General features: G+C 59.3%; 21 protein-coding genes. 12 read left to right on the top strand and 9 right to left on the bottom strand.

Annotation, left to right across the window (positions count from 1 at the left end):
• Window position 1 precedes the first annotated feature (1 nt).
• The 4 genes from KGB18_RS29150 to KGB18_RS29135 all read left to right on the top strand — a co-directional run bounded on the left by KGB18_RS29150 (window position 2) and on the right by KGB18_RS29135 (window position 3,718).
• The gene (locus tag KGB18_RS29150; protein WP_201060122.1) at window positions 2-388 is read left to right on the top strand and encodes a DUF488 domain-containing protein; all 387 of its coding nucleotides are present in this window, start codon (window positions 2-4) and stop codon (window positions 386-388) included.
• Between the two features lie 430 nt (window positions 389-818).
• Window positions 819-2,000 carry a DUF4236 domain-containing protein gene (locus tag KGB18_RS29145; protein ID WP_223570931.1) on the top strand — a complete coding sequence of 394 codons (1,182 nt, stop codon included), beginning with the start codon at window positions 819-821 and terminating at the stop codon, window positions 1,998-2,000.
• Window positions 2,001-2,064: 64 nt separating this feature from the next.
• Window positions 2,065-2,523 carry a GNAT family N-acetyltransferase gene (locus tag KGB18_RS29140; RefSeq protein WP_123721147.1) on the top strand — a complete coding sequence of 153 codons (459 nt, stop codon included), beginning with the start codon at window positions 2,065-2,067 and terminating at the stop codon, window positions 2,521-2,523.
• Between the two features lie 268 nt (window positions 2,524-2,791).
• Window positions 2,792-3,718 (top strand): universal stress protein, encoded by a 927-nt coding sequence (locus tag KGB18_RS29135; protein ID WP_123721146.1) that lies wholly within the window; start codon window positions 2,792-2,794, stop codon window positions 3,716-3,718.
• A gap of 171 nt (window positions 3,719-3,889) precedes the next feature.
• Here the strand turns inward: KGB18_RS29135 and KGB18_RS29130 are convergent, their stop codons facing one another.
• The 5 genes from KGB18_RS29130 to KGB18_RS29110 form a co-directional block, all read right to left on the bottom strand.
• Entirely contained in the window at window positions 3,890-4,702 is an 813-nt protein-coding gene (locus tag KGB18_RS29130) for a class I SAM-dependent methyltransferase (RefSeq protein ID WP_050681466.1), read from the bottom strand.
• A gap of 37 nt (window positions 4,703-4,739) precedes the next feature.
• Window positions 4,740-5,012, bottom strand: a complete 273-nt coding sequence (locus KGB18_RS29125) for a DUF4242 domain-containing protein (RefSeq protein WP_048394902.1) — start codon at window positions 5,010-5,012, stop codon at window positions 4,740-4,742.
• A 188-nt stretch (window positions 5,013-5,200) separates the two neighbouring features.
• Window positions 5,201-6,412, bottom strand: coding sequence for a cytochrome c biogenesis protein DipZ (locus tag KGB18_RS29120; RefSeq protein ID WP_201060121.1), 1,212 nt, complete (start codon window positions 6,410-6,412; stop codon window positions 5,201-5,203).
• Window positions 6,413-6,623: 211 nt separating this feature from the next.
• Complete coding sequence (locus KGB18_RS29115) at window positions 6,624-6,854, bottom strand: hypothetical protein (protein ID WP_123721143.1); 231 nt, start codon at window positions 6,852-6,854, stop codon at window positions 6,624-6,626.
• Window positions 6,855-6,902: 48 nt separating this feature from the next.
• Window positions 6,903-7,166 (bottom strand): DUF2790 domain-containing protein, encoded by a 264-nt coding sequence (locus KGB18_RS29110; protein WP_123721142.1) that lies wholly within the window; start codon window positions 7,164-7,166, stop codon window positions 6,903-6,905.
• A 302-nt stretch (window positions 7,167-7,468) separates the two neighbouring features.
• Here KGB18_RS29110 and KGB18_RS29105 point away from each other — a divergent pair, with 302 nt between their 5' ends.
• Window positions 7,469-8,209 carry a response regulator gene (locus KGB18_RS29105; protein ID WP_123721141.1) on the top strand — a complete coding sequence of 247 codons (741 nt, stop codon included), beginning with the start codon at window positions 7,469-7,471 and terminating at the stop codon, window positions 8,207-8,209.
• The gene (locus KGB18_RS29100) at window positions 8,206-9,513 is read left to right on the top strand and encodes an ATP-binding protein (RefSeq protein WP_223570930.1); all 1,308 of its coding nucleotides are present in this window, start codon (window positions 8,206-8,208) and stop codon (window positions 9,511-9,513) included. Before KGB18_RS29105 ends, KGB18_RS29100 begins: the two co-directional genes overlap by 4 nt.
• A 306-nt stretch (window positions 9,514-9,819) precedes the next feature.
• Here the strand turns inward: KGB18_RS29100 and KGB18_RS29095 are convergent, their stop codons facing one another.
• Both KGB18_RS29095 and KGB18_RS29090 read right to left on the bottom strand, forming a co-directional pair.
• Window positions 9,820-10,578: a DUF2063 domain-containing protein gene (locus KGB18_RS29095; RefSeq protein ID WP_223570929.1), complete on the bottom strand. Its 759-nt coding sequence runs from the start codon at window positions 10,576-10,578 to the stop codon at window positions 9,820-9,822.
• Entirely contained in the window at window positions 10,571-11,410 is an 840-nt protein-coding gene (locus KGB18_RS29090) for a DUF692 domain-containing protein (RefSeq protein ID WP_223570928.1), read from the bottom strand. Before KGB18_RS29090 ends, KGB18_RS29095 begins: the two co-directional genes overlap by 8 nt.
• Window positions 11,411-11,711: 301 nt before the next feature.
• Between KGB18_RS29090 and KGB18_RS29085 the strand changes: the two genes are divergently transcribed.
• Complete coding sequence (locus KGB18_RS29085) at window positions 11,712-12,758, top strand: class I SAM-dependent methyltransferase (RefSeq protein ID WP_123721138.1); 1,047 nt, start codon at window positions 11,712-11,714, stop codon at window positions 12,756-12,758.
• Between the two features lie 129 nt (window positions 12,759-12,887).
• Here the strand turns inward: KGB18_RS29085 and KGB18_RS29080 are convergent, their stop codons facing one another.
• Entirely contained in the window at window positions 12,888-13,784 is an 897-nt protein-coding gene (locus tag KGB18_RS29080) for a LysR family transcriptional regulator (protein WP_123721137.1), read from the bottom strand.
• Window positions 13,785-14,033: 249 nt separating this feature from the next.
• On the opposite strand from KGB18_RS29080, the gene KGB18_RS29075 reads away from it, so the two are divergent.
• From KGB18_RS29075 to KGB18_RS29055, 5 genes are all read left to right on the top strand, one after another.
• Window positions 14,034-14,732, top strand: a complete 699-nt coding sequence (locus KGB18_RS29075) for a CoA transferase subunit A (protein WP_123721136.1) — start codon at window positions 14,034-14,036, stop codon at window positions 14,730-14,732.
• Window positions 14,733-14,768: 36 nt separating this feature from the next.
• Window positions 14,769-15,434 (top strand): CoA transferase subunit B, encoded by a 666-nt coding sequence (locus KGB18_RS29070; protein ID WP_052965168.1) that lies wholly within the window; start codon window positions 14,769-14,771, stop codon window positions 15,432-15,434.
• Window positions 15,435-15,445: 11 nt separating this feature from the next.
• Complete coding sequence (locus KGB18_RS29065) at window positions 15,446-16,624, top strand: acetyl-CoA C-acetyltransferase (RefSeq protein WP_201060115.1); 1,179 nt, start codon at window positions 15,446-15,448, stop codon at window positions 16,622-16,624.
• 453 nt (window positions 16,625-17,077) lie between these two features.
• Complete coding sequence (locus KGB18_RS29060) at window positions 17,078-17,833, top strand: hypothetical protein (protein ID WP_123721134.1); 756 nt, start codon at window positions 17,078-17,080, stop codon at window positions 17,831-17,833.
• 87 nt (window positions 17,834-17,920) lie between these two features.
• Window positions 17,921-18,508, top strand: coding sequence for a hypothetical protein (locus KGB18_RS29055; protein ID WP_123721133.1), 588 nt, complete (start codon window positions 17,921-17,923; stop codon window positions 18,506-18,508).
• Between the two features lie 11 nt (window positions 18,509-18,519).
• Here the strand turns inward: KGB18_RS29055 and KGB18_RS29050 are convergent, their stop codons facing one another.
• Complete coding sequence (locus tag KGB18_RS29050) at window positions 18,520-19,236, bottom strand: alpha/beta hydrolase (protein WP_201060112.1); 717 nt, start codon at window positions 19,234-19,236, stop codon at window positions 18,520-18,522.
• Window positions 19,237-19,392 lie beyond the last annotated feature (156 nt).

Here is a 19,392-nt window from a genome sequence, read left to right as displayed (position 1 = left end):
CATGCCCATCCACATCGTCCAACTCGGCTCACCCCGTACCGCGCACGAAGGCCTGCGCCTGGGCACGGTACGCCGCCCGCCTCGGGGCGTACCAAAGGCCGAATTTGCCAGCCGGGATTTTTACGACGTGTGGCAACCGCTGCTGTCCCCCAGCCCCGAGTTGGTGGCCGAAGCCAAAGCGGCTGAAGATGCCAAAGCCTGGGGAGCCTTCAAGCGCAAATTCAAGGCCGAGATGAACCACACCGCGCCCAGCCAGATGCTCGACCTGCTGGCCGCCCTCTCCCATCAAACATCGCTGGCCGTAGGATGTTATTGCGAGGAAGAGGCACACTGCCACCGTTCCGTATTACGGGAATTGCTGGAGGCACGGGGCGCGAAGGTTGTCTAGAAAACACCACAGATCCCCTGTAGGAACGAGCGGTGTGGCGATCCGACTTGCCCGCGAAGAGGTCAGCCCATCCAGCATCAATATTGCCTGACACACCGTCATCGCGAGCAGGCTCGCTCCCACATTAGAACTCCGGCGCGACACCCATCGCATGAACACCGCTGATCCCTTGTGGGGGCGAGCCTGCTCACGGTTTCCCTCAGTGATTCACAGGCGTGGACCAATAGACTTTCCATATCGTCCGGAGCGACGACAAACATTGTGCTCGGCTTGCAGGTTTGGTTGCTTCTTTGGGGATGGATGGATTGGGTAATGATCAAGCGCCCGGTCAGCTACCAACCTCAACCAAAAGCCTTGTCAGCCACACAATTTCGGACGATTCTGATTAGCCATCACGGAAGACATGCTTAGGCATATCAGGAGAATGACCATGCCAGTGCGATTCAGGAAATCCATCAAGCTTGCTCCAGGAATCCGCATGAATCTGAGTGGCTCAGGAGTGGGATGGACACTTGGCCCACGGGGTTCCTCCATTGGAATCAGTAAAAGAGGTACACGCTTAAACAGTAGTTTCATGGGGTTTTCTTCCAGTCAAAAACTCACTGGCCCCAAAAAGTCGTCCAGACCTGCAATCGATTCCAAGTCCCAAACGCTGATCTCCCTGACGTGCGAAGTGGACGACGAGGGAAATTTGTCTTTTCGTGATGCCAATGGTGATGAGCTCCCTGAACACGTCATTGACGCTGCGAAAAAGCAAAATCGGGAAGTCATCCTTTCCTTCATTCAACGCAAATGCGATGACATCAATAACGGCATCGAACTGCTCAGTAACATTCACCTCGACACCCCTAATTGTCTTTCCCGTCCGACCTTTACCCCTATGGCTTTCGACGAACCAGAGCCAACACAGCGAAGCCCTAAAAAACCATTACTGTGGGATCGACTGTTCAAAAAGCGGATGCAGCGAATTACGGACCAAAATGCCCATCTTCATGCCGCTTTTCAGGTCGAGTTATATGATTGGCAGCAGCGCAAGGATCTCTTTTACCAACAGGCAGAAATCCATAAGCACATCATTGAGAAAGGAATCTATAACAACACGGCAGACATGGAGGTATGGCTGGAGGACGTTCTGCAAGGCATTACCTGGCCTCGTGAAACCTTGGCTTCATTCGAGATTACTGAGTCAGGTGATAGCGTTTTGTTTGATGTGGATTTTCCGGAACTGGAGCACATGCCGGGAAACACAGCTACTGTGCCGGTCAGAGGCCTGAAGCTTGCCGTTAAACCGATGTCCCCAACGGCAATTCAGAAGCTCTACATGGCACACATTCACGGTGTGGCATTCAGAATCATCGGTGAGACCTTCGCCGCCCTGCCCTTGGCTAACACAGTAGTTCTGTCGGGTTACTCGCAACGACCGAATAAAGCCACAGGAAGGGTGGGTGATGAATACCTATTATCGGTGCGCGTAACAAGGAGCGAATGGATGAAAATTGCTTTCGATCAATTGGCTCATATTGATGTAGTAGCGTCACTTGAACAATTTGAGCTACGCCGTCAGATGTCCAAGACCGGGATTTTCAAGTCCATTGAGCCTTTTAGTAACTGACACTTGACCCAGAATTCCCGTGCCTGACGGTGGGCGCCAAAGACACAAGGAATGAGGTCTTCATGTGAACACTCAGATTCGAACCGCAACCCCCGACGATGCGCCAACCATAAGCCAGGTCATTATCCAGTCGCTGCGCCGCTCCAATGCCCAGGATTACCCAGCCGAAGTGATTACTCAGGTAGAGAAAAGCTTTTCAACCGAGGCCATTCTCTCCTTACTCACTCAACGTCAGGTCTTCGTCGCAACCATCGATCATTGTGTAATCGCCACCGCCAGCCTTGATCGCGACGTTGTGCGTAGCGTCTTCGTCGACCCGCAGCATCAAGGCAACGGTATCGGCGGGCAATTGATGGCAATGATTCGAACCGTCGCCATCGATAAGAAAATCGAGGTGTTACGTGTCCCATCCTCGATTACCGCAGAAGGCTTTTACTTCAAGTTGGGCTTTCGAAAAGTGCGCGATGAATTCCATGGTGCCGAGCGCACGATTGTCATGGAGCAGGCCATTAGTTACTCGTAAGGGCTGTATCTGCTTGAGGTGTGTCAGAGCAGACCTTTTTCGACTGGAAGGCCGTCATCTCGAGCAGGCTCGCTCCCACATTAAAACGTCGGCGTAACATCCATCGCATAAACACAGCCGATTCCGTTACTTGCATTGGAGCATTGCACGGCCTTGTACGGCCCGTTCGAGCGGCCAAGCCCCCCAGAGACGGATCATGGTCAATAATCAAGGGATTGAGATGTATTAAACGACCACCGTCTGCTCGTTTACCCACGGGAGGTTTGTCATGTCTGGTCAAGCTCGTTTCATGCTGGTTGCCTCGCCCCTGATGGAACACAGCCCCGCCTTCGACCGTGCCGCGGCGCTGGCCAAGGCTGAGGATGCGGCCTTGCACATCGTGGCTTTCGACTATCTGGAAGGCCTGGCGACCGCCGGCTTGGTCAACGAAAAGGCCCTGGAGCAGATGCGTCTGGGGTACGTCGAGCGCCACCGCCAATGGCTTGAGGAACAGGCCCGCCCCCTGCGCAAGATCGGTGTGCACGTCACCACCGAGGTGGCTTGGGTCGAAAATCCGCTGGAGGAAATCCTGACTCACCTCAAAGAGCAGCCGATGGACGTGCTGATCAAGGCGCTGGAACATCAATCACGGCTGTCGCGGCTGGTGTTTACCCCTCTCGACGTGCATTTGCTGCGCGAATGCCCGGTGCCGCTGCACTTCGTCAGCCATGCCATTCATGCGTTGCCGCGCAAGATCGTTGCGGCGGTCGACCCCTTCCATCGTGATGACCACTACAAAAGCTTCAACGACCGGATTCTGCACGAAGCGTCAAAACTGGCGAGCGCCTGCAATGCCGAGCTCGACGTGGTCTACGCCTATGACCTTTCGTCTATCAGTTCGGACGAGTTCAGCTTCGAAAACGGTTCGGCGTTTTTCGCTTCGGACAAGGCCAAGACCCTGTTCGACTTCCAGGAGGATGCCTTCAACGAATTGGCCGCGCGCAATGGCATCGCCCCGGAGCAACGGCACATGCTCATGGGCAGCCCGACCAAGGTGCTGACTCGCTACGCCGATACCAATAATGTCGACGTGATTGTCATGGGCCGGGTCGGCCATCGCGGCATGGGCCGGTTGATCGGCAGCACGGTGGAGCATCTGCTGTACAAAATGCCGTGCAGTGTGTGGGTGGTGTATACCGAGCGGCTGGATGAGTAATTGCGCCGACTAAATCACATACCTCTGTGGGAACGGGCTTCTGTGGCGAGGGGGCTTGCCCCCGTTGGGTCGCGAAGCGGCCCTAAAAGCTTTGCGACTGCTTCGCAGCCGAACGGGGGCAAGCCCCCTCGCCACAGAGAGGCCAGTTCCCACAGGGGTTTAGCTTTCAATTCAACGCCGTGTAATCACCACCTCCAGGTATTCACTTGGCACCACCAGCGACCGCTCCCCCGCTCGGTTCAGCCGATTCAGCAGTTCGGTCAGGTCATTTTCCAGCGCCGCGCCCTCTTCGGGTGGCAGGGTCGCAAAGGCCTTGTGAACCGGTCCATACCAGGTACGGAAGGTGTCGATCCAGTGCGCGGCCGAGCGATAGCGGAAGTTGAACAGCCGCCGTGTCACCTGGAGCTGAAAGTCTCGCTGGTCGAAGTGCGAGTTTAACCAGGCTTCGGTGCCCCAGTTCGAAGGTGGTTGCGCTCCCGGCGGTGGCGGCATGTGGCGGCCCAGGGTCTTGAACACCTGTCCGATGTAGCCTTCAGGCGTCCAGTTGGCAAGGCCGATCCGCCCGCCAGGACGGCACACCCGCGCCAGTTCCGCTGCGGCCTTGGGCTGATCCGGTGTAAACATCACACCAAAGGTTGAAAGCACGGCATCGAAACTGGCGTCCTCAAATGGTAAGTCCTCGGCATCGGCCACCTGAAAAGTCACGTCCAGGTGTTCCGCCCGTGCGCGGTCTTCGCCGCGTTCAAGCAGTTTGGCCACATAGTCGGTGGACGTGACCTTGCATCCCCGGCGCGCGGCGGCGAGCGTTGCGTTACCGTTGCCGGCGGCGACGTCCAGCACCTGCTCATCACAGAGCAAGTCGCAGGCTTCGGCCAGTTGTTCGCCGACGATCTGTAAGGTGGTGCCGATCACGGCATAGTCGCCGCTGGCCCACGTGACCATCTGGCGGTTTTTCAGGGCAGTGAGGTCAATGGGTGTGCTCATGAAGTCTGCTCCGTTGCGGATTGGGACGCGTCCCGGCTTACTCCGCCGTGGTGGGATCGATGATGTTCATGACCCGGGAAACGCTGTTGATGGGAAATTCACCTTTTTGGGCGTGCTCCCTGATGAGTCCCTCATTCGGCGCGATGTACACGCAGTAAATCTTGTCGCCAGTGATGTAACTCTCCAACCACTGCACCTCTGGCCCCATCTCGCGTAATACATCGCAGGATTTTTGCGAGATCGCTTTGAGCTCTTGTTGTGGCAGTCCGCCGGCACCCGGAAGCTCGCGTTCAATAATGTATTTAGGCATGGCAACTTCCTTTTCTTGATGGTGATGACAGGGTCGGCAATGATCCCGTCGTCAACAAACTATCGCTCCCGGATACGCCGACGTCCTGCCGATCGTCCGGAGAATTCACGAAACATGGCATTCTCCGATGCATGGTCAGCTATCTGTAACGCCGCATTAACAGATTGGCTTGCGTCGCCGAAAACGGGTCAAGCGGCAGGCGCTTTGGCCTCTTCCAGCAGTTGCCGAATCATCTGTTCCTGAATCTCGTACCGTCCCTCGCCAAAGTGGGTATAACGCACCTGGCCCTTGGCATCGATCAGGTAGTGAGCGGGCCAATATTGGTTATTGAAGGCGCGCCAGATCGCATAGTTGTTGTCGATCGCCACCGGGTAGGTGATACCGAGTTTTTTCACTTCATCGCGGACGTTGTCGATGATGCGTTCGTAACCGTATTCAGGGGTGTGTACGCCGATCACCACCAGGCCGTCCTTCTCGTATTTCTTCGCCCAGTCTTTCACGTAGGGCAAGGTGTGCTGGCAGTTGATGCAGTCGTACGTCCAGAAGTCCACCAGCACCACTTTGCCGCGCAGGGAATCGTTGCTCAGCGCCGGCGAGTTGAGCCATTCGACTGCGCCGGAAAGTGACGGCATCGCGCCTTTGGCCGCGTCCTTGGTCGAGTCGGCCTTGACCTTGCTGATGAAGTAATCGACCACTTTCGGTACGGTTTCCAGCACCCGCTGCTCAACCGTGGTGACGCCTTCGGACGAGGTGCTGGCGAGCAACTTGTTGTCAGCGCCGGTGGAGATAACGGCTGCAGCGACCAACACCGCAGCCCCCGTGCCGCGACGCAGCCAGCCAGTCAGCGGAATCGACGGCTTCAAGCGATTGACCAGACCGCGACCGGCGAAGATCAAAGTGCCCAGGGACAACGCGCTGCCCAGGCCGTACGCCACCAGCAGCAGACTGGTCTGGGCGTTGGCACCTTGCAGCATGGCGCCAGTGAGGATCACCCCGAGGATCGGCCCGGCACACGGCGCCCAGAGCAGACCCGTGGCGACGCCGATCATCACCGAGCCTAACGGGCCAGACATTTTGCGGGTGTTGGGATCAAGGCGATTGCCCAACAGCACGAACGGGCGCGCCAGCCAGCCACCGATGCGAGCGGAGATCAGCGACAGGGCAAACAGCACCATCACGATCAGCGCCACATGGCGGCCGGTGTTGTTGGCTTGCACCACCCAATCGCTGCTGACCACGGCCAGGCTGGAGATCAGGGCGAAGGTCAGGGCCATGCCGCCGAGGGTGAGCAGGATCGAAGAACGCGTGCGTTTAACACCGGCAAACAGAAACGGCACGACCGGGAGGATGCAGGGGCTGAGGACGGTCAAAATGCCGCCCAGGAATGCGATGAGAAACATGGGGATCACCTTGGGATACGAGTCCGATGTGGCGAGGGGGCTTGCCCCCGTTCGACTGCGAAGCAGTCGTGAACCGGTCACTGCTTTTCTAATTCAAGATCGCGGTGGCTGATTTCAGGGGTGCTTCGCGCCCCAACGGGGGCAAGCCCCCTCGCCACACAGGCTCGCTCCCACACTGGAAATCTTGAGTTCATAGGAACAGTGCCTGGCTTCAAGCCGTCTGGTTGTCCAGCTGCTGGCCCTGTGGCGTCCGGCTGTAGCCGTTCTCTGCAACCAATTGCCCTTGCGGCGTGCGGCTCGAACCATCCTCAGTCAGCAGCGGAGTCAGTTGGAAGCAGGTGCTATTGCCACAGGTATTTTGTTCAACCGCCGCGTTGGCATGGGCGGCGGCGCCTGCTACGGAGAAAGCGATGGCGGTCAAAAAGCGGGTGACGTTGTTCATGATGTTCTTCCTGTTTCAAAGGGGATGGGCAATGGGTAGTCGAAGGACTCAATTGCCTTCGTTGCAGCCGTCAGCGAATTTGCTGTAATCCAGAACCTGGGTTTTGCCTTGGGAATCCAGGTAGGTCATCCGGGCATTCACAATCCCGCAGGCAGGGCTGGCGTCCTGTTTCATCGACAGCACTTTCTGGATGTCCAGATGTGTGCCGTAGGTGTAGGTTTGAGGAGTGACATCGGCTTCGGCGCGGGCCGAAAAGGTGCAGATGTTCAGGGCGGCAAACAGGCAGGCGGCGTACGCGGCTTTGGTGTTCATGGTGGTTTCCTCAGGGCTTCAATAGGTCAATCGTTGATTGAGCGAGGCGGTTTGGGTTTGCCTCGATGGAACCTATTTGAAACCCGTGAGGTATCTCGTCTGTGTCCAGAACAGGCGCGGGTAAATCGCTGTGTATCCGCGCCTGCTTGCGATACACAGCGATACAAAACCCCCGAAATCAGCCATTTTTACGTCCCCGTGTATCTTTCGGCACGCCAGATACACTGCAATACAATCGGCGGCAGGCGAGCGGGCCGAGGCTCGATAGACTGCGCGACATCCCCCACTTAGAGGCTTGGCTCATGGAACACGTCGATCACATTCTCATCGTGGACGATGACCGCGAGATCCGGGAACTGGTAGGCAACTACCTGAAGAAGAACGGCCTGCGCACCACCGTGGTGGCGGATGGACGGCAGATGCGCTCGTTTCTGGAGTCCACGCCGGTGGACCTGATCGTGCTCGACATCATGATGCCGGGCGACGATGGCCTGGTGCTCTGCCGCGAGTTGCGCGCGGGCAAACACAAGGCCACGCCGGTATTGATGCTCACCGCTCGCAACGATGAAACCGACCGTATCATCGGCCTGGAAATGGGCGCCGACGATTACCTGGTCAAACCGTTCGCCGCTCGTGAATTGCTCGCCCGCATCAACGCCGTGCTGCGGCGCACGCGGATGCTGCCGCCGAATCTGCTGATCACCGAAAGCGGTCGCCTGCTGGCGTTCGGTCGCTGGCGCCTGGACACCTCGGCCCGGCATCTGCTGGATGAGGACGGCACCATGGTTGCCCTCAGCGGCGCGGAATATCGCCTGCTGCGAGTATTCCTCGACCATCCTCAGCGGGTGCTCAATCGCGACCAATTGCTCAACCTGACTCAAGGCCGCGATGCCGATCTGTTCGACCGTTCCATCGATTTGCTGGTGAGCCGCTTGCGTCAGCGCCTGCTCGACGATGCCCGGGAACCTGCCTACATCAAGACCGTGCGCAGTGAAGGCTATGTGTTTTCCCTGCCGGTGGAAGTGCTCGGTGCGCCGTCATGAATCTTGCGCTGCACTGGCCTCGCACGCTGGCCTCGCGGCTGTCGCTGATTTTCCTGATCGGCCTGATCCTCGCCCAGGCGCTGTCCTTTGGCGCTCAGTACTACGAGCGCTACGAAAGTGCAAAAAATACGATGTTGGGTAACCTGGAAACCGACGTCTCGACCTCCCTCGCCATCCTCGACCGTTTGCCCGCCGATGAGCGTGTGAACTGGCTGCAGCGTCTGGAGCGCACCAACTACAGCTATCTGTTGAATGAAGGCTCGCCGGGCTCGCCGATGGCAGCCAGCGATGTGCCGATTGCAGTGACCTCGATTCAGGACGCCATCGGCCATGATTACCCGCTGACTTTTACCGACATCCCTGGCCCGAAAAAACACTTCCAGGCCCACCTGAAACTGAAGGACGGCAGCCCTGTCACCATCGATGTGCGACCTTCTATGGTGCCGTTGTCGCCGTGGTTGCCGGCGGTATTGCTAGGGCAACTGGCGCTGATGATTGCCTGCACCTGGCTGGCCGTGAGAATCGCCATCCGCCCGCTCACTCGCCTCGCTCAAGCGGTGGAAACACTCGACCCCAACACCCACGCCATACATCTGGACGAAAAAGGCCCGACTGAAGTCGCTTACGCCGCCCGGGCTTTCAACGCGATGCAGGCGCGCATTGCAGCTTATCTCAAGGAACGCATGCAACTGTTGGCGGCGATTTCCCACGACCTGCAAACCCCGATCACCCGCATGAAACTGCGCGCCGAATTCATGGATGACTCCAGCGAGAAAGACAAACTGTGGAACGACCTCGGCGAGATGGAACACCTGGTGCGCGAAGGCGTGGCCTATGCCCGCAGCATTCACGGTGCCACCGAGGAGAGTCGTCGCACTGATCTGGATTCATTCCTCGACAGCCTGGTGTTCGACTATCAGGACATGGGCAAAGACGTGCAACTCGACGGCAAAAGCGCGGCAGTGATTAACACTAGGCCGCATGCCTTGCGGCGGGTGCTGGTGAACCTGATAGACAACGCGCTGAAATTCGCCGGCGCCGCAGAGTTGTGGGTGGAAACGAAGGCTGATGGCAGCTTGTCGGTGAAGGTGATGGACCGTGGACCGGGGATTGCCGAAGAGGAATTGGCGCAGGTGATGGAGCCGTTCTACCGCGTGGAGAATTCACGTAATCGCAGTACGGGAGGGACCGGGTTGGGGTTGGCGATTGCGCAGCAGTTGGCAATCGCGATTGGAGGATCATTGAAATTGAGCAATCGCGAGGGCGGTGGGTTGTGTGCGGAGCTAAGGTTACCGAAGACCTAATAACACCCAATATCCCTGTGGGAGCGGGCTTGCCCGCGATGAGGCCAGCACATCCAATATTGATGTTGGCTACCACACCGCCATCGCGGGCAAGCCCGCTCCCACAGGGGTCGTGGGTGTTTGGGGGTACTGTGCTTGGTCAGACAGCTATGCCAACCACAAACCAGCAACACCACAAATCCAATGTGGGAGCGAGCCTGCTCGCGATGAGGCCAGCACATCCAACATTGATGGTGGCTGACACTCCGCCATCGCGAGCAGGCTCGCTCCCACAGGGATATTGGGTGTTTGGGGGATTGCGTGCGGTCAGGCAAATATGCCGATCACCCCTTCCCCGTGCATCTGCCGCAACAACGCCAACCCACTGTCGATAAACTCCGGCGCCCCAACCATCCCCGCTTCCACCGCCAGCCCTTCCAGCTGCGCTTGGCCATCGAGCTGAGGAAATTCCCCGATCCGCTGCAACAACCGCCACGCCAACGGGCTCAGTTCGGAGAAGCGCACATTCCAGTCCTCGGATCGACGAACCAACAGCAATGTCGGCTGAACTGGCGGCGTGTCCGGCTGGTAATCCGGCCCCACTAATTGCACCGGCCAGCCATACGCCGACGGCCAGGCCAGCGGTGAAACCTGCAACGGTCGATCCAGCAGTAATGCGGCATCGCTGGCCGGTAACGGCTCGGTGTCGGATTGTTGCAGCGCCATTTCGACCCACTCGTAATGCGCCAGCTCAACCATAAATGGCGGCCACGCTCCATCGCTCAACGCCAACGGCTCAGAGGCGAGAAACTCGACAAATTCCTGGGCGATCTCGCCGAATTTCGGTGTTTGAGCGCGGTAGTCCCGCAGGAAGATCCGCACCAGAGAACGCCACTCACCGTCACCCAATATCTTCACCAGCACCGGAAAAGTCCCGCTGAGCAACGACGACAGATTCGAAAACACCAGGTCGCGATAAACCTGCGCCCGTGCCACGTCCATCCCGGCAGGCGGCGCACAGTGGTCGGGGTCGCGCAGGTAGCGAGTCAATGTGTTTTGCTGCTGATACAACGTCGGTTTATCCACGGCGCACGTCCTCATTTTGCAACCGGCGAATGATCTGCAATTCACTCACCAATTCAGAGAATGCCGGAAAGTTGAAATCCCGCTCCAGCAGCGTCGGTCGCACACCGAACCGCTCATATGCCTGGGCCAGGAGCGACCAGACCACCGGTTTGACCGATGCGCCGTGGGTGTCGATCTTCAGCGTATCGGACTCATCAAAATGCCCCGCCACATGCATGGCAACCACCCTTCCTGCGTCGATGCCGGCCAAAAACCTCTGCGGATCGAAGCCGTGATTGATCGAGTTGACGTAGACATTGTTGACGTCCAGCAACAGGTCGCAATCGGCTTCACGCAACACTGCGTTGGTGAACGTCAGTTCATCCATGTCCTGCTGCGGCGCGGCATAGTAGGAGACGTTTTCCACCGCCAGGCGCCGACCGAGAATGTCCTGGGCCTGACGAATTCGGGCAGCAACGTGATGCACCGCTTCTTCGGTAAACGGCAATGGCAGCAGATCGTAAAGATGCCCGTCATCGCTGCAGTAGCTCAGGTGTTCGCTGTACAGCGGCACTTTGTAGTGATCGAGGAAAACCCGCACTTCCTGCAGGAACCCGACGTCCAGCGGCGCCGGCCCGCCCAAAGACAAGGACAAGCCGTGACAGGACAACGGATAGCGCTCGGCCAAAGCGCGAAACGCCACGCCGTGAGCGCCACCGATGCCGATCCAGTTTTCCGGCGCGACTTCCAGGAAGTCGAAAGCGCCCACCGGGGCCGTTTGAAGGTCCTTCATTAAACCGCGGCGCAAGCCTAGCCCGACGGTTGCCTGCGCTGATGTGAGGGGAGCCTGCATGATGTCGATCTCATAAGCTGTGACCCGGTCTCCAGCGTCTGAAAACTCAGTGCCGGCCGGTAGAGCCAGTCAAGCGCCGCGGTGTGTCGGGTCTGTGTTCACAAACACCCCTCTTCTCAGGGCACTGTATCGGACAGGCCGTCAGATACAGTGGGATACACGAACTAAACTCAATGGTTACCCCCATCCGGGGAGCCAGGACGCGGTTATCGTCCTGTTCATTCCCACGATCACCGCCCAAAGGTGCATGCCTCGACAAACAATGCCTCTGGACCGTGATCCTGCTGAAGGAGCACACATGATGGACGAGGCCAAACTCAATGATTTCATGGGCAAACTGGTAAACGACATGGGCGGCGCGGCGATGCTCGCCAACGTCATCCTCGGCGAAGAACTCGGCCTCTACCGGGCCATGGCCGACAGTCAGCCAGTCACCCCCGAGGCACTCGCCGAAAAGACTGGCTGCAACACCCGTCTGCTGCGTGAATGGCTCAGCGCCCACGCTGCTTCCGGTTACATGGAACACCGCGACGGACAATTCCGCCTGCCCGAAGAGCAAGCACTGGCGCTGGGAATCGAAGATTCACCGGTCTATGTAGCCGGCGGTATCGGGGTGGTGGCGTCGTTTTTCCATGACAAGGACAAACTGGTCAATGCCATGCGCGGTAACGGCGCCCTGCCCTGGGGCGATCACCATCCGTGCATGTTCAGCGGCACCGAGCGATTCTTCCGCCCAGGGTACAAAGCGCATTTGGTGGCCGAGTGGCTGCCGGCCCTCGACGGGGTGGTCGCCAAACTGGAAACCGGTGCGAAGGTGGCGGACATCGGCTGTGGCCACGGCGCCTCGACCGTGATCATGGCCCAGGCGTTTCCGAACTCACGGTTCGTCGGTTTCGATTACCACGCGCCTTCGGTCACCGTCGCCACCCAGCGCGCCGAAGAAGGTGGCGTGTCCGGCCGGGCGCGGTTCTTCCAGGGCACCGCCAAGAGCTATCCGGGCGACGACTATGACTTGGTCTGCTACTTCGATTGCCTGCACGATATGGGTGACCCGGTCGGCGCCGCAAAGCATGCCTATGAATCGCTCAAACCCGACGGCTCGGTGCTGCTGGTAGAGCCCTTCGCCAACGACACGCTCGATGCCAACACCACCCCGGTGGGACGACTGTTCTACGCCGCCTCGACCTTTATCTGCACACCCAACTCACTGTCCCAGGAAGTCGGCCTCGGGCTCGGCGCCCAGGCGGGTGAGGCACGGTTGCGCAAGGTCTTCACCGAAGCGGGATTCACGCAGTTCCGGCGGGCCACGGAAACGCCGTTCAACCTGATACTGGAGGCGCGTAAATAAACACCGCTGACTGCTGATCGTAGGAGCTGCCGAAGGCTGCGATCTTTTGATCTTCAGCGATTTCAATATCGCCGAATCAAGATCAAAAGATCGCAGCCTTCGGCAGCTCCTACGGGACCGTGTTGGATTTCAGAGGGAAAGTTGTTGGCCAAGGTTTTCAGCCTTGAGAATATCGAACAACGCCTGCGCCGCCGCCGACAGTTCATGCCCCGTCGTCAGCACCCCGATCGCCCGTTCCACCACCGGGTCGCGCAGGGTAATGCAACGCGCGCCCAGCTCGCGCATTTGCCCGGCGCACAACGCCGGCACCGCGCTTACGCCCAATCCGCTGGCCACCATCCGCCCGACTGTCGCCAATTGATGGCTTTCAAATTCCACCGGCAATTTCATGCCGCGCGTCTGTAAATGTTCTTCGAGCATCACCCGCACCGTCGATGGTCGCTGCAAGGTAATGAACGGTTCCTTGAGCAGGGTCTGCCAATCAATGTCGTCCAGCTCCGCCAGGTGTGAATCGAGCGGTACCACCGCCACAAACCGGTCGATGTACAACGGCGTGAACACCAGCGACGAGCTCTGTGTCGGTTCGAACGCCACGCCCAGTTCCACCTGACGGTCGCGAACCATTTCCAGCACCTGCTCGTTGATCACGTCGTTCACCGTGACGTTGACCTTGGGATAACGCGCGCGAAAGGTCTTGAGGATCGGCGGCAGCAAGTTGCCGGCAAACGACGGCATCGCCGCCAGGGTCACGCGGCCGCGCTGGAGGGTGAAGCGTTGGCGCAAATCATCCTCGGCATTGTCCCAGTCCGCGATCAATCGACGAGCCAGTGGCAGCAGCGATTCGCCTTCGGCGGTCAGTGCAACGTTGCGGGTATTGCGCGTGAACAAGCGCCCGCCCAAGCCCTCCTCCAGCGCCTTGATGGTCAGGCTCAGCGCCGACTGGGACAGGTGCAGCCGCTCGCACGCCACGGCAAAACTCAAACTCTGGGCCACGGCCAGGAATGCACGGATCTGTTTGACGGTCATGGCCACTGCCTCCAACGGTAAGCACATTCAATGCAGGAGCTGCCGAAGGCTGCGATCTTTTGATCTTGATCTGCGGCGCCATTGAAGGTGCTGAAGATCAAAAGATCGCAGCCTTCGGCAGCTCCTACCAATTAGTGAGTTTTATCTATCAATAAACCTTAAAAATCAACTTAACAAATAAATCCTCCGGCGAGACACTCCCTCCCCATCCGGCTAGCCAGCCGCCCACAAAGAATAAAAGAGGTGCATATGGCAGGGTTCGACAAGCGCGTGTATTCCTACGAGGAAGCGATGGCAGGTCTTGAAGACGGCATGACCGTGATCTCCGGCGGCTTCGGCCTGTGCGGGATTCCGGAAAATCTCATCGCCGAGATCCAGCACCGCGGCACGCGTGATCTCACCGTGGTCTCCAACAACTGCGGCGTCGACGGTTTCGGCCTCGGTGTGCTGCTGGTAGACCGGCAGATCCGCAAGGTAGTGGCCTCCTACGTCGGCGAAAACGCGCTGTTCGAGAAGCAACTGCTGAGCGGCGAAATCGAAGTCGACCTGACCCCTCAAGGCACCCTCGCCGAGAAAATGCGCGCAGGCGGTGCCGGCATCCCGGCATTCTTCACGGCGACTGGCGTCGGCACTCCGGTGGCCGAAGGCAAGGAAGTGCGCGAATTCAAGGGCCGCAAGTACCTGATGGAAGAATCCATCACCGGTGACTTCGCCATCGTCAAAGGCTGGAAAGCCGACCATTTCGGTAACGTGGTCTATCGCCACACCGCCCAGAATTTCAACCCGCTGGCCGCCACCGCCGGCAAGATCACCGTGGTCGAAGTCGAAGAAATCGTCGAACCCGGCGAGCTGGACCCGTCGCAGATCCACACCCCTGGCATCTACGTCGACCGGGTCATTTGCGGCACGTTCGAGAAGCGCATCGAACAGCGCACCGTGCGTAAGTGATCCCCTGCCCCCGGACCGAATGAAGGAATAACAACAATGGCACTTTCCCGCGAACAAATGGCTCAGCGCGTCGCCCGCGAAATGCAGGACGGCTACTACGTGAACCTCGGCATCGGCATCCCGACCCTGGTCGCCAACTACATCCCTGAAGGCATGGAAGTCATGCTGCAATCGGAAAACGGCCTGCTCGGCATGGGCGCCTTTCCGACCGACGCCGAAGTCGACGCCGACATGATCAACGCCGGCAAGCAAACCGTGACCGCGCGTATCGGCGCCTCGATTTTCTCGTCCGCCGAATCGTTCGCGATGATTCGCGGCGGCCACATCGACCTGACCGTGCTGGGCGCGTTTGAAGTGGACGTCGAAGGCAACATCGCCTCCTGGATGATCCCTGGCAAACTGGTCAAGGGCATGGGCGGCGCGATGGACCTGGTGGCCGGTGCGGATAACATCATCGTCACCATGACCCACGCCTCCAAGGACGGCGAGTCGAAACTGCTGTCGCGTTGCAGCCTGCCGCTGACCGGCGCCGGTTGCATCAAACGCGTGCTGACCGATCTGGCCTACCTGGAAATCAAGGACGGCGCGTTCGTTCTCAAGGAACGCGCGCCGGGCGTCAGCGTCGAAGAAATCGTCGCCAAGACCGCTGGTAAACTGATCGTGCCTGACCACGTCCCGGAAATGCAGTTCGCTGCCCAGTGAGGAACCCTTCCATGCAAGAAGTCGTGATTGTTGCCGCCACTCGTACTGCCATCGGTAGCTTCCAGGGTTCGTTGGCCAATGTGTCCGCGGTTGACCTCGGTGCTGCGGTGATCCGCCAGTTGTTGGCGCAGACCGGGCTGGACCCGGCGCAAGTCGATGAAGTGATCATGGGCCAAGTGCTGACCGCCGGTGCCGGACAAAACCCTGCGCGTCAGGCCGCGATCAAGGCTGGCCTGCCCTTCGCCGTGCCGGCCATGACCCTGAACAAAGTCTGCGGCTCGGGTTTGAAAGCCCTGCATCTGGCGGCTCAGGCGATTCGCTGCGGCGATGCCGAAGTGATCATCGCTGGCGGCCAGGAAAACATGAGCCTGTCCAATTACGTCATGCCGGGCGCCCGCACCGGTTTGCGCATGGGCCACGCACAGATCGTCGACACGATGATCAGCGACGGTTTGTGGGATGCGTTCAACGATTACCACATGGGCATCACCGCCGAGAATCTGGCTGAGAAGTACAGCCTGACCCGTGAGCAACAGGACGCCTTCGCTGCCGCCTCCCAGCAAAAAGCCGTGGCCGCCATCGAAGCCGGGCGGTTTGCCGATGAGATCACGCCGATCCTGATCCCGCAGCGCAAGGGCGATCCGCTGTCCTTCGCCACCGATGAACAGCCTCGGGCCGGCACCACCGCCGACTCCCTGGGCAAACTGAAAGCGGCCTTCAAGAAGGACGGCTCGGTGACTGCTGGCAACGCCTCTTCGCTGAACGACGGCGCCGCGGCGGTGATTCTGATGAGTGCGGAAAAAGCCAAAGCGCTGGGGCTGCCAGTGCTGGCGAAGATCGCCGCTTATGCCAACGCGGGCGTCGACCCGGCGATCATGGGCATCGGCCCGGTGTCGGCCACTCGCCGCTGCCTGGACAAGGCCGGTTGGTCCATCGATCAACTGGACCTGATCGAAGCCAACGAAGCCTTCGCCGCGCAATCTCTGGCCGTGGCCAAGGATCTGGAATGGGACTTGAACAAGGTCAACGTCAACGGCGGCGCCATTGCCTTGGGCCATCCGATCGGGGCGTCAGGGTGCCGGGTGCTGGTGACCTTGCTGCATGAAATGATCAAGCGTGACGCCAAGAAAGGCCTGGCGACGTTATGCATCGGCGGAGGCCAAGGCGTAGCACTGGCCATCGAGCGGTAACCCTACTCATGATCGTTCCCACGCTCTGCGTGGGAATGCAGCCAGGGACGCTCCGCGTCCCAAAAAGCGGACGCGGAGCGTCCGGTGAGGCATTCCCACGCAGAGCCTGGGAACGATCAATTGCTCGATCAACGCGGCCACTTGAGCCTTGGCTTCGGCATCATTACCGGTTGCCGCACTGGCATGCCGACGCAGGACCGATCTCGTTGTACTACCCGAGCCGCACGTTGATATCGGCCAAGACCTGAGTGTTTATCGATTATCTGGTCGAGGCCTTTGGGCGGGAGACCGCGTAATCGTTCATCGCGAGCAGGCTCGCTCCCACAGGGGTCGGTGTCGACTCGGTCAACTGTGGGAGCGAGCCTGCTCGCGATGAGGCCCGCCCAGCCGCGCTGAGCAATCCATCGCCCGCAATGCTAACGTGGCCGGCTCACACCGATCGGAGACGCGTGCGTGCTGATGCTCAAACTGCTGGTGATTCCGGGATTTCTCTTGCTGATTTCCCTGGCCGGTAAACGCTGGGGTCCTAGCGTGGCCGGTTGGCTGTCCGGGTTGCCGGTGGTGGTCGGGCCGATTCTGTTTTTTCTCGCCATCGAGCAAGGCGTGATGTTCGCCGCTCAGGCGGCAACGGCGGCGCTGTCGGCAATGTTCGCGATGATTGCTTTCTGCGTGACCTACGCCCAGGTTGCACAACGTTTGAGCTGGCCGTGGACGCTGACGATTTCGCTGCTGGTCTGGGCCTTGGCAGCCATTGTGCTGTCGCTGATTCCGCCGTCGCTGGTGTTCTCGGTGATCGCGGCCGCCACCGCATTGCTGGCCGCGCCGTACCTGTTTCCCGCGGTGCAGCCCATCGCTTCAGGCCCGGCGCCGAAGTCCGACAAACTGCTCATGCGCATGATGGCCGGCGCCCTGCTCACATTGGCTGTGACGCTGTTGGCCAGCACCGTCGGCGAACGCTGGAGCGGGCTGCTCGCGGTATTCCCGGTGCTGGGCAGTGTGATGGCGGTGTTCTCCCAGCAGACTCGCGGCCCGGCGTTTACTGCAGCGTTGCTCAGGGCGACGGCAACCGGGATGTATTCGTTTGCGGCGTTTTGTCTGGTGCTGGCGTTGGCGCTGCCGAGATTGGGATGGCTGGGGTTTGTCTTGGGCATAGGCGTGTCGTTGGGGATGCTGGTGATCACCAAGCGGCTGGCATTGCGTCCAAGGTGAGAACGTAGCAGGCTGCGGCAGCTGCTACCGATCGCGATCCGTGGGATGATCGCCATCAAAGCGTGGATCATCCCCAGGAGAGTTTGAATGTCATTGTTGAGTAAAAAAGCCGTTGTTCTGCTGCTGATGGCGGCTACCAGCCTGGGTGCCTTGAATGCGCAGGCGGCCAAAGCCACTGCCAGCGATAAAGCGCCGGCCCAGAAGGTCTCGATGCTCGGCGGCAAGTTCACCTTCACCCTGCCCAAGGGTTTCATCGCCAACCCGCTGCCAGCCGGCGACGCGGCCACCGGCACTGCCGGGGCGACTGGCACGATGTATACCAACCAGACCACCAAAACCGTAGTTATCGCCGCTGAAAACACCATCCCCGGCGGCGCCAACGTCAAGGACAACGACGGTGAGTTCCTTGACGCCACCGTGTCCGCGTTCGCCACTGAGCAACGCAACGCCTTGCCGGATTTCAACAAAACCAGCGAAAAAAGCCTGACTCAGAAAGGCACGGGCCTGGGCCTTCGGCAGATCGACAGCACCGCCACCCAGGGCGGTGGCATGACGCTGGACAGCACGTTGATGGCCGCTTCCGGTACGCGCATGGCCATCGTTCAGGTCATCTCCCGCCCCAACGACAAAACCGGCCACGAAACACTGGTGAAACAAATCGTCAGCGGCAAATAAACCCGACCGATTCAGGGATTGAGGCGCTGCAACCAGACGCTCAAATCCTTCACCTCGGTGGCGCTGATGCTGTGACCGACACCCGGATAGGCATGAAACTCAGGCTTGAGTGACAGGCGCTGCAACAGGCTGTCGGCCTCAGTACCGTCGTTGTAGGGCAGGAGTGTGTCGGCGGTGCCATGACCGATGAAAATCGCCAGCTGCTGGCGTTTTTCATCCGGTTTGAGTTCAGACCTGAGCACCGGCAGGATGCGCCCGCTCAACGCCGCAATCCCGCCTACCGCCTCGGGATGACGCAACGCGACCTCGTAGGACATCATCGCGCCTTGGCTAAAACCCACCAGGAATACCTTGTCCGCTTCGGTGTGATATTTCTTCGCCGCTTGTGCGACAAAATCCCTCAGCACCTGCCCGCTGGCCTTCAGGTCGTCCGTCTCGCCGTCATAGGCGCCCTCGCCCTTCTGGCGAAACCACTGGTAACTGCCCTCCTCCAACGTCATCGGCGCCCGCACCGACAGGTAGTTGTACTGCGGCGGCAACTCATCCTTGATGTCGAACAGGTCCTGTTCGTTACTGCCGTAACCGTGCAGGAAAATCACCAAGGGTTGGTTGCGGGATTCAGCGTCGGCCTGTTCCAGGTACTTGAGCGGCAGATCGGTGTGCAGCGGGGTTTGAGCGTGGACGGCGGTGGATGCCAGGAGCGTGAGCAGAGCGAGTAACTTCAACATAAACCTTCCTTCACAGAGCGCAGGATTCGGGGCAAAGCCTAACATCTCTTTCCGCCGACGCACTGTCTCCCGCCGATACACCGTCCCACCGTAGGAGCTGCCGCAGGCTGCGATCTTTTGATCCTGCTTTTTAAACAAGATCAAAAGATCGCAGCC

It is taken from the genome of Pseudomonas sp. BF-R-26 (genome assembly GCF_019947395.1).
GTDB lineage: Bacteria > Pseudomonadota > Gammaproteobacteria > Pseudomonadales > Pseudomonadaceae > Aquipseudomonas > Aquipseudomonas farris.
Note: the sequence above shows the minus strand (reverse complement) of the source record. Positions and strands in the feature narration are given on the sequence as shown.

Excerpts from the sequence above, each read along its gene's own strand:
- KGB18_RS29150 (WP_201060122.1), top strand. The coding sequence starts at position 2 with ATGCCCATCCACATCGTCCAACTCGGCTCACCCCGTACCGCGCACGAA.
- KGB18_RS29145 (WP_223570931.1), top strand. The coding sequence starts at position 819 with ATGCCAGTGCGATTCAGGAAATCCATCAAGCTTGCTCCAGGAATCCGC.
- KGB18_RS29135 (WP_123721146.1), top strand. The coding sequence starts at position 2,792 with ATGTCTGGTCAAGCTCGTTTCATGCTGGTTGCCTCGCCCCTGATGGAA.
- KGB18_RS29130 (WP_050681466.1), bottom strand. The coding sequence starts at position 4,702 with ATGAGCACACCCATTGACCTCACTGCCCTGAAAAACCGCCAGATGGTC.
- KGB18_RS29125 (WP_048394902.1), bottom strand. The coding sequence starts at position 5,012 with ATGCCTAAATACATTATTGAACGCGAGCTTCCGGGTGCCGGCGGACTG.
- KGB18_RS29120 (WP_201060121.1), bottom strand. The coding sequence starts at position 6,412 with ATGTTTCTCATCGCATTCCTGGGCGGCATTTTGACCGTCCTCAGCCCC.
- KGB18_RS29115 (WP_123721143.1), bottom strand. The coding sequence starts at position 6,854 with ATGAACAACGTCACCCGCTTTTTGACCGCCATCGCTTTCTCCGTAGCA.
- KGB18_RS29110 (WP_123721142.1), bottom strand. The coding sequence starts at position 7,166 with ATGAACACCAAAGCCGCGTACGCCGCCTGCCTGTTTGCCGCCCTGAAC.
- KGB18_RS29105 (WP_123721141.1), top strand. The coding sequence starts at position 7,469 with ATGGAACACGTCGATCACATTCTCATCGTGGACGATGACCGCGAGATC.
- KGB18_RS29100 (WP_223570930.1), top strand. The coding sequence starts at position 8,206 with ATGAATCTTGCGCTGCACTGGCCTCGCACGCTGGCCTCGCGGCTGTCG.
- KGB18_RS29090 (WP_223570928.1), bottom strand. The coding sequence starts at position 11,410 with ATGCAGGCTCCCCTCACATCAGCGCAGGCAACCGTCGGGCTAGGCTTG.
- KGB18_RS29085 (WP_123721138.1), top strand. The coding sequence starts at position 11,712 with ATGGACGAGGCCAAACTCAATGATTTCATGGGCAAACTGGTAAACGAC.
- KGB18_RS29080 (WP_123721137.1), bottom strand. The coding sequence starts at position 13,784 with ATGACCGTCAAACAGATCCGTGCATTCCTGGCCGTGGCCCAGAGTTTG.
- KGB18_RS29075 (WP_123721136.1), top strand. The coding sequence starts at position 14,034 with ATGGCAGGGTTCGACAAGCGCGTGTATTCCTACGAGGAAGCGATGGCA.
- KGB18_RS29070 (WP_052965168.1), top strand. The coding sequence starts at position 14,769 with ATGGCACTTTCCCGCGAACAAATGGCTCAGCGCGTCGCCCGCGAAATG.
- KGB18_RS29065 (WP_201060115.1), top strand. The coding sequence starts at position 15,446 with ATGCAAGAAGTCGTGATTGTTGCCGCCACTCGTACTGCCATCGGTAGC.
- KGB18_RS29055 (WP_123721133.1), top strand. The coding sequence starts at position 17,921 with ATGTCATTGTTGAGTAAAAAAGCCGTTGTTCTGCTGCTGATGGCGGCT.
- KGB18_RS29050 (WP_201060112.1), bottom strand. The coding sequence starts at position 19,236 with ATGTTGAAGTTACTCGCTCTGCTCACGCTCCTGGCATCCACCGCCGTC.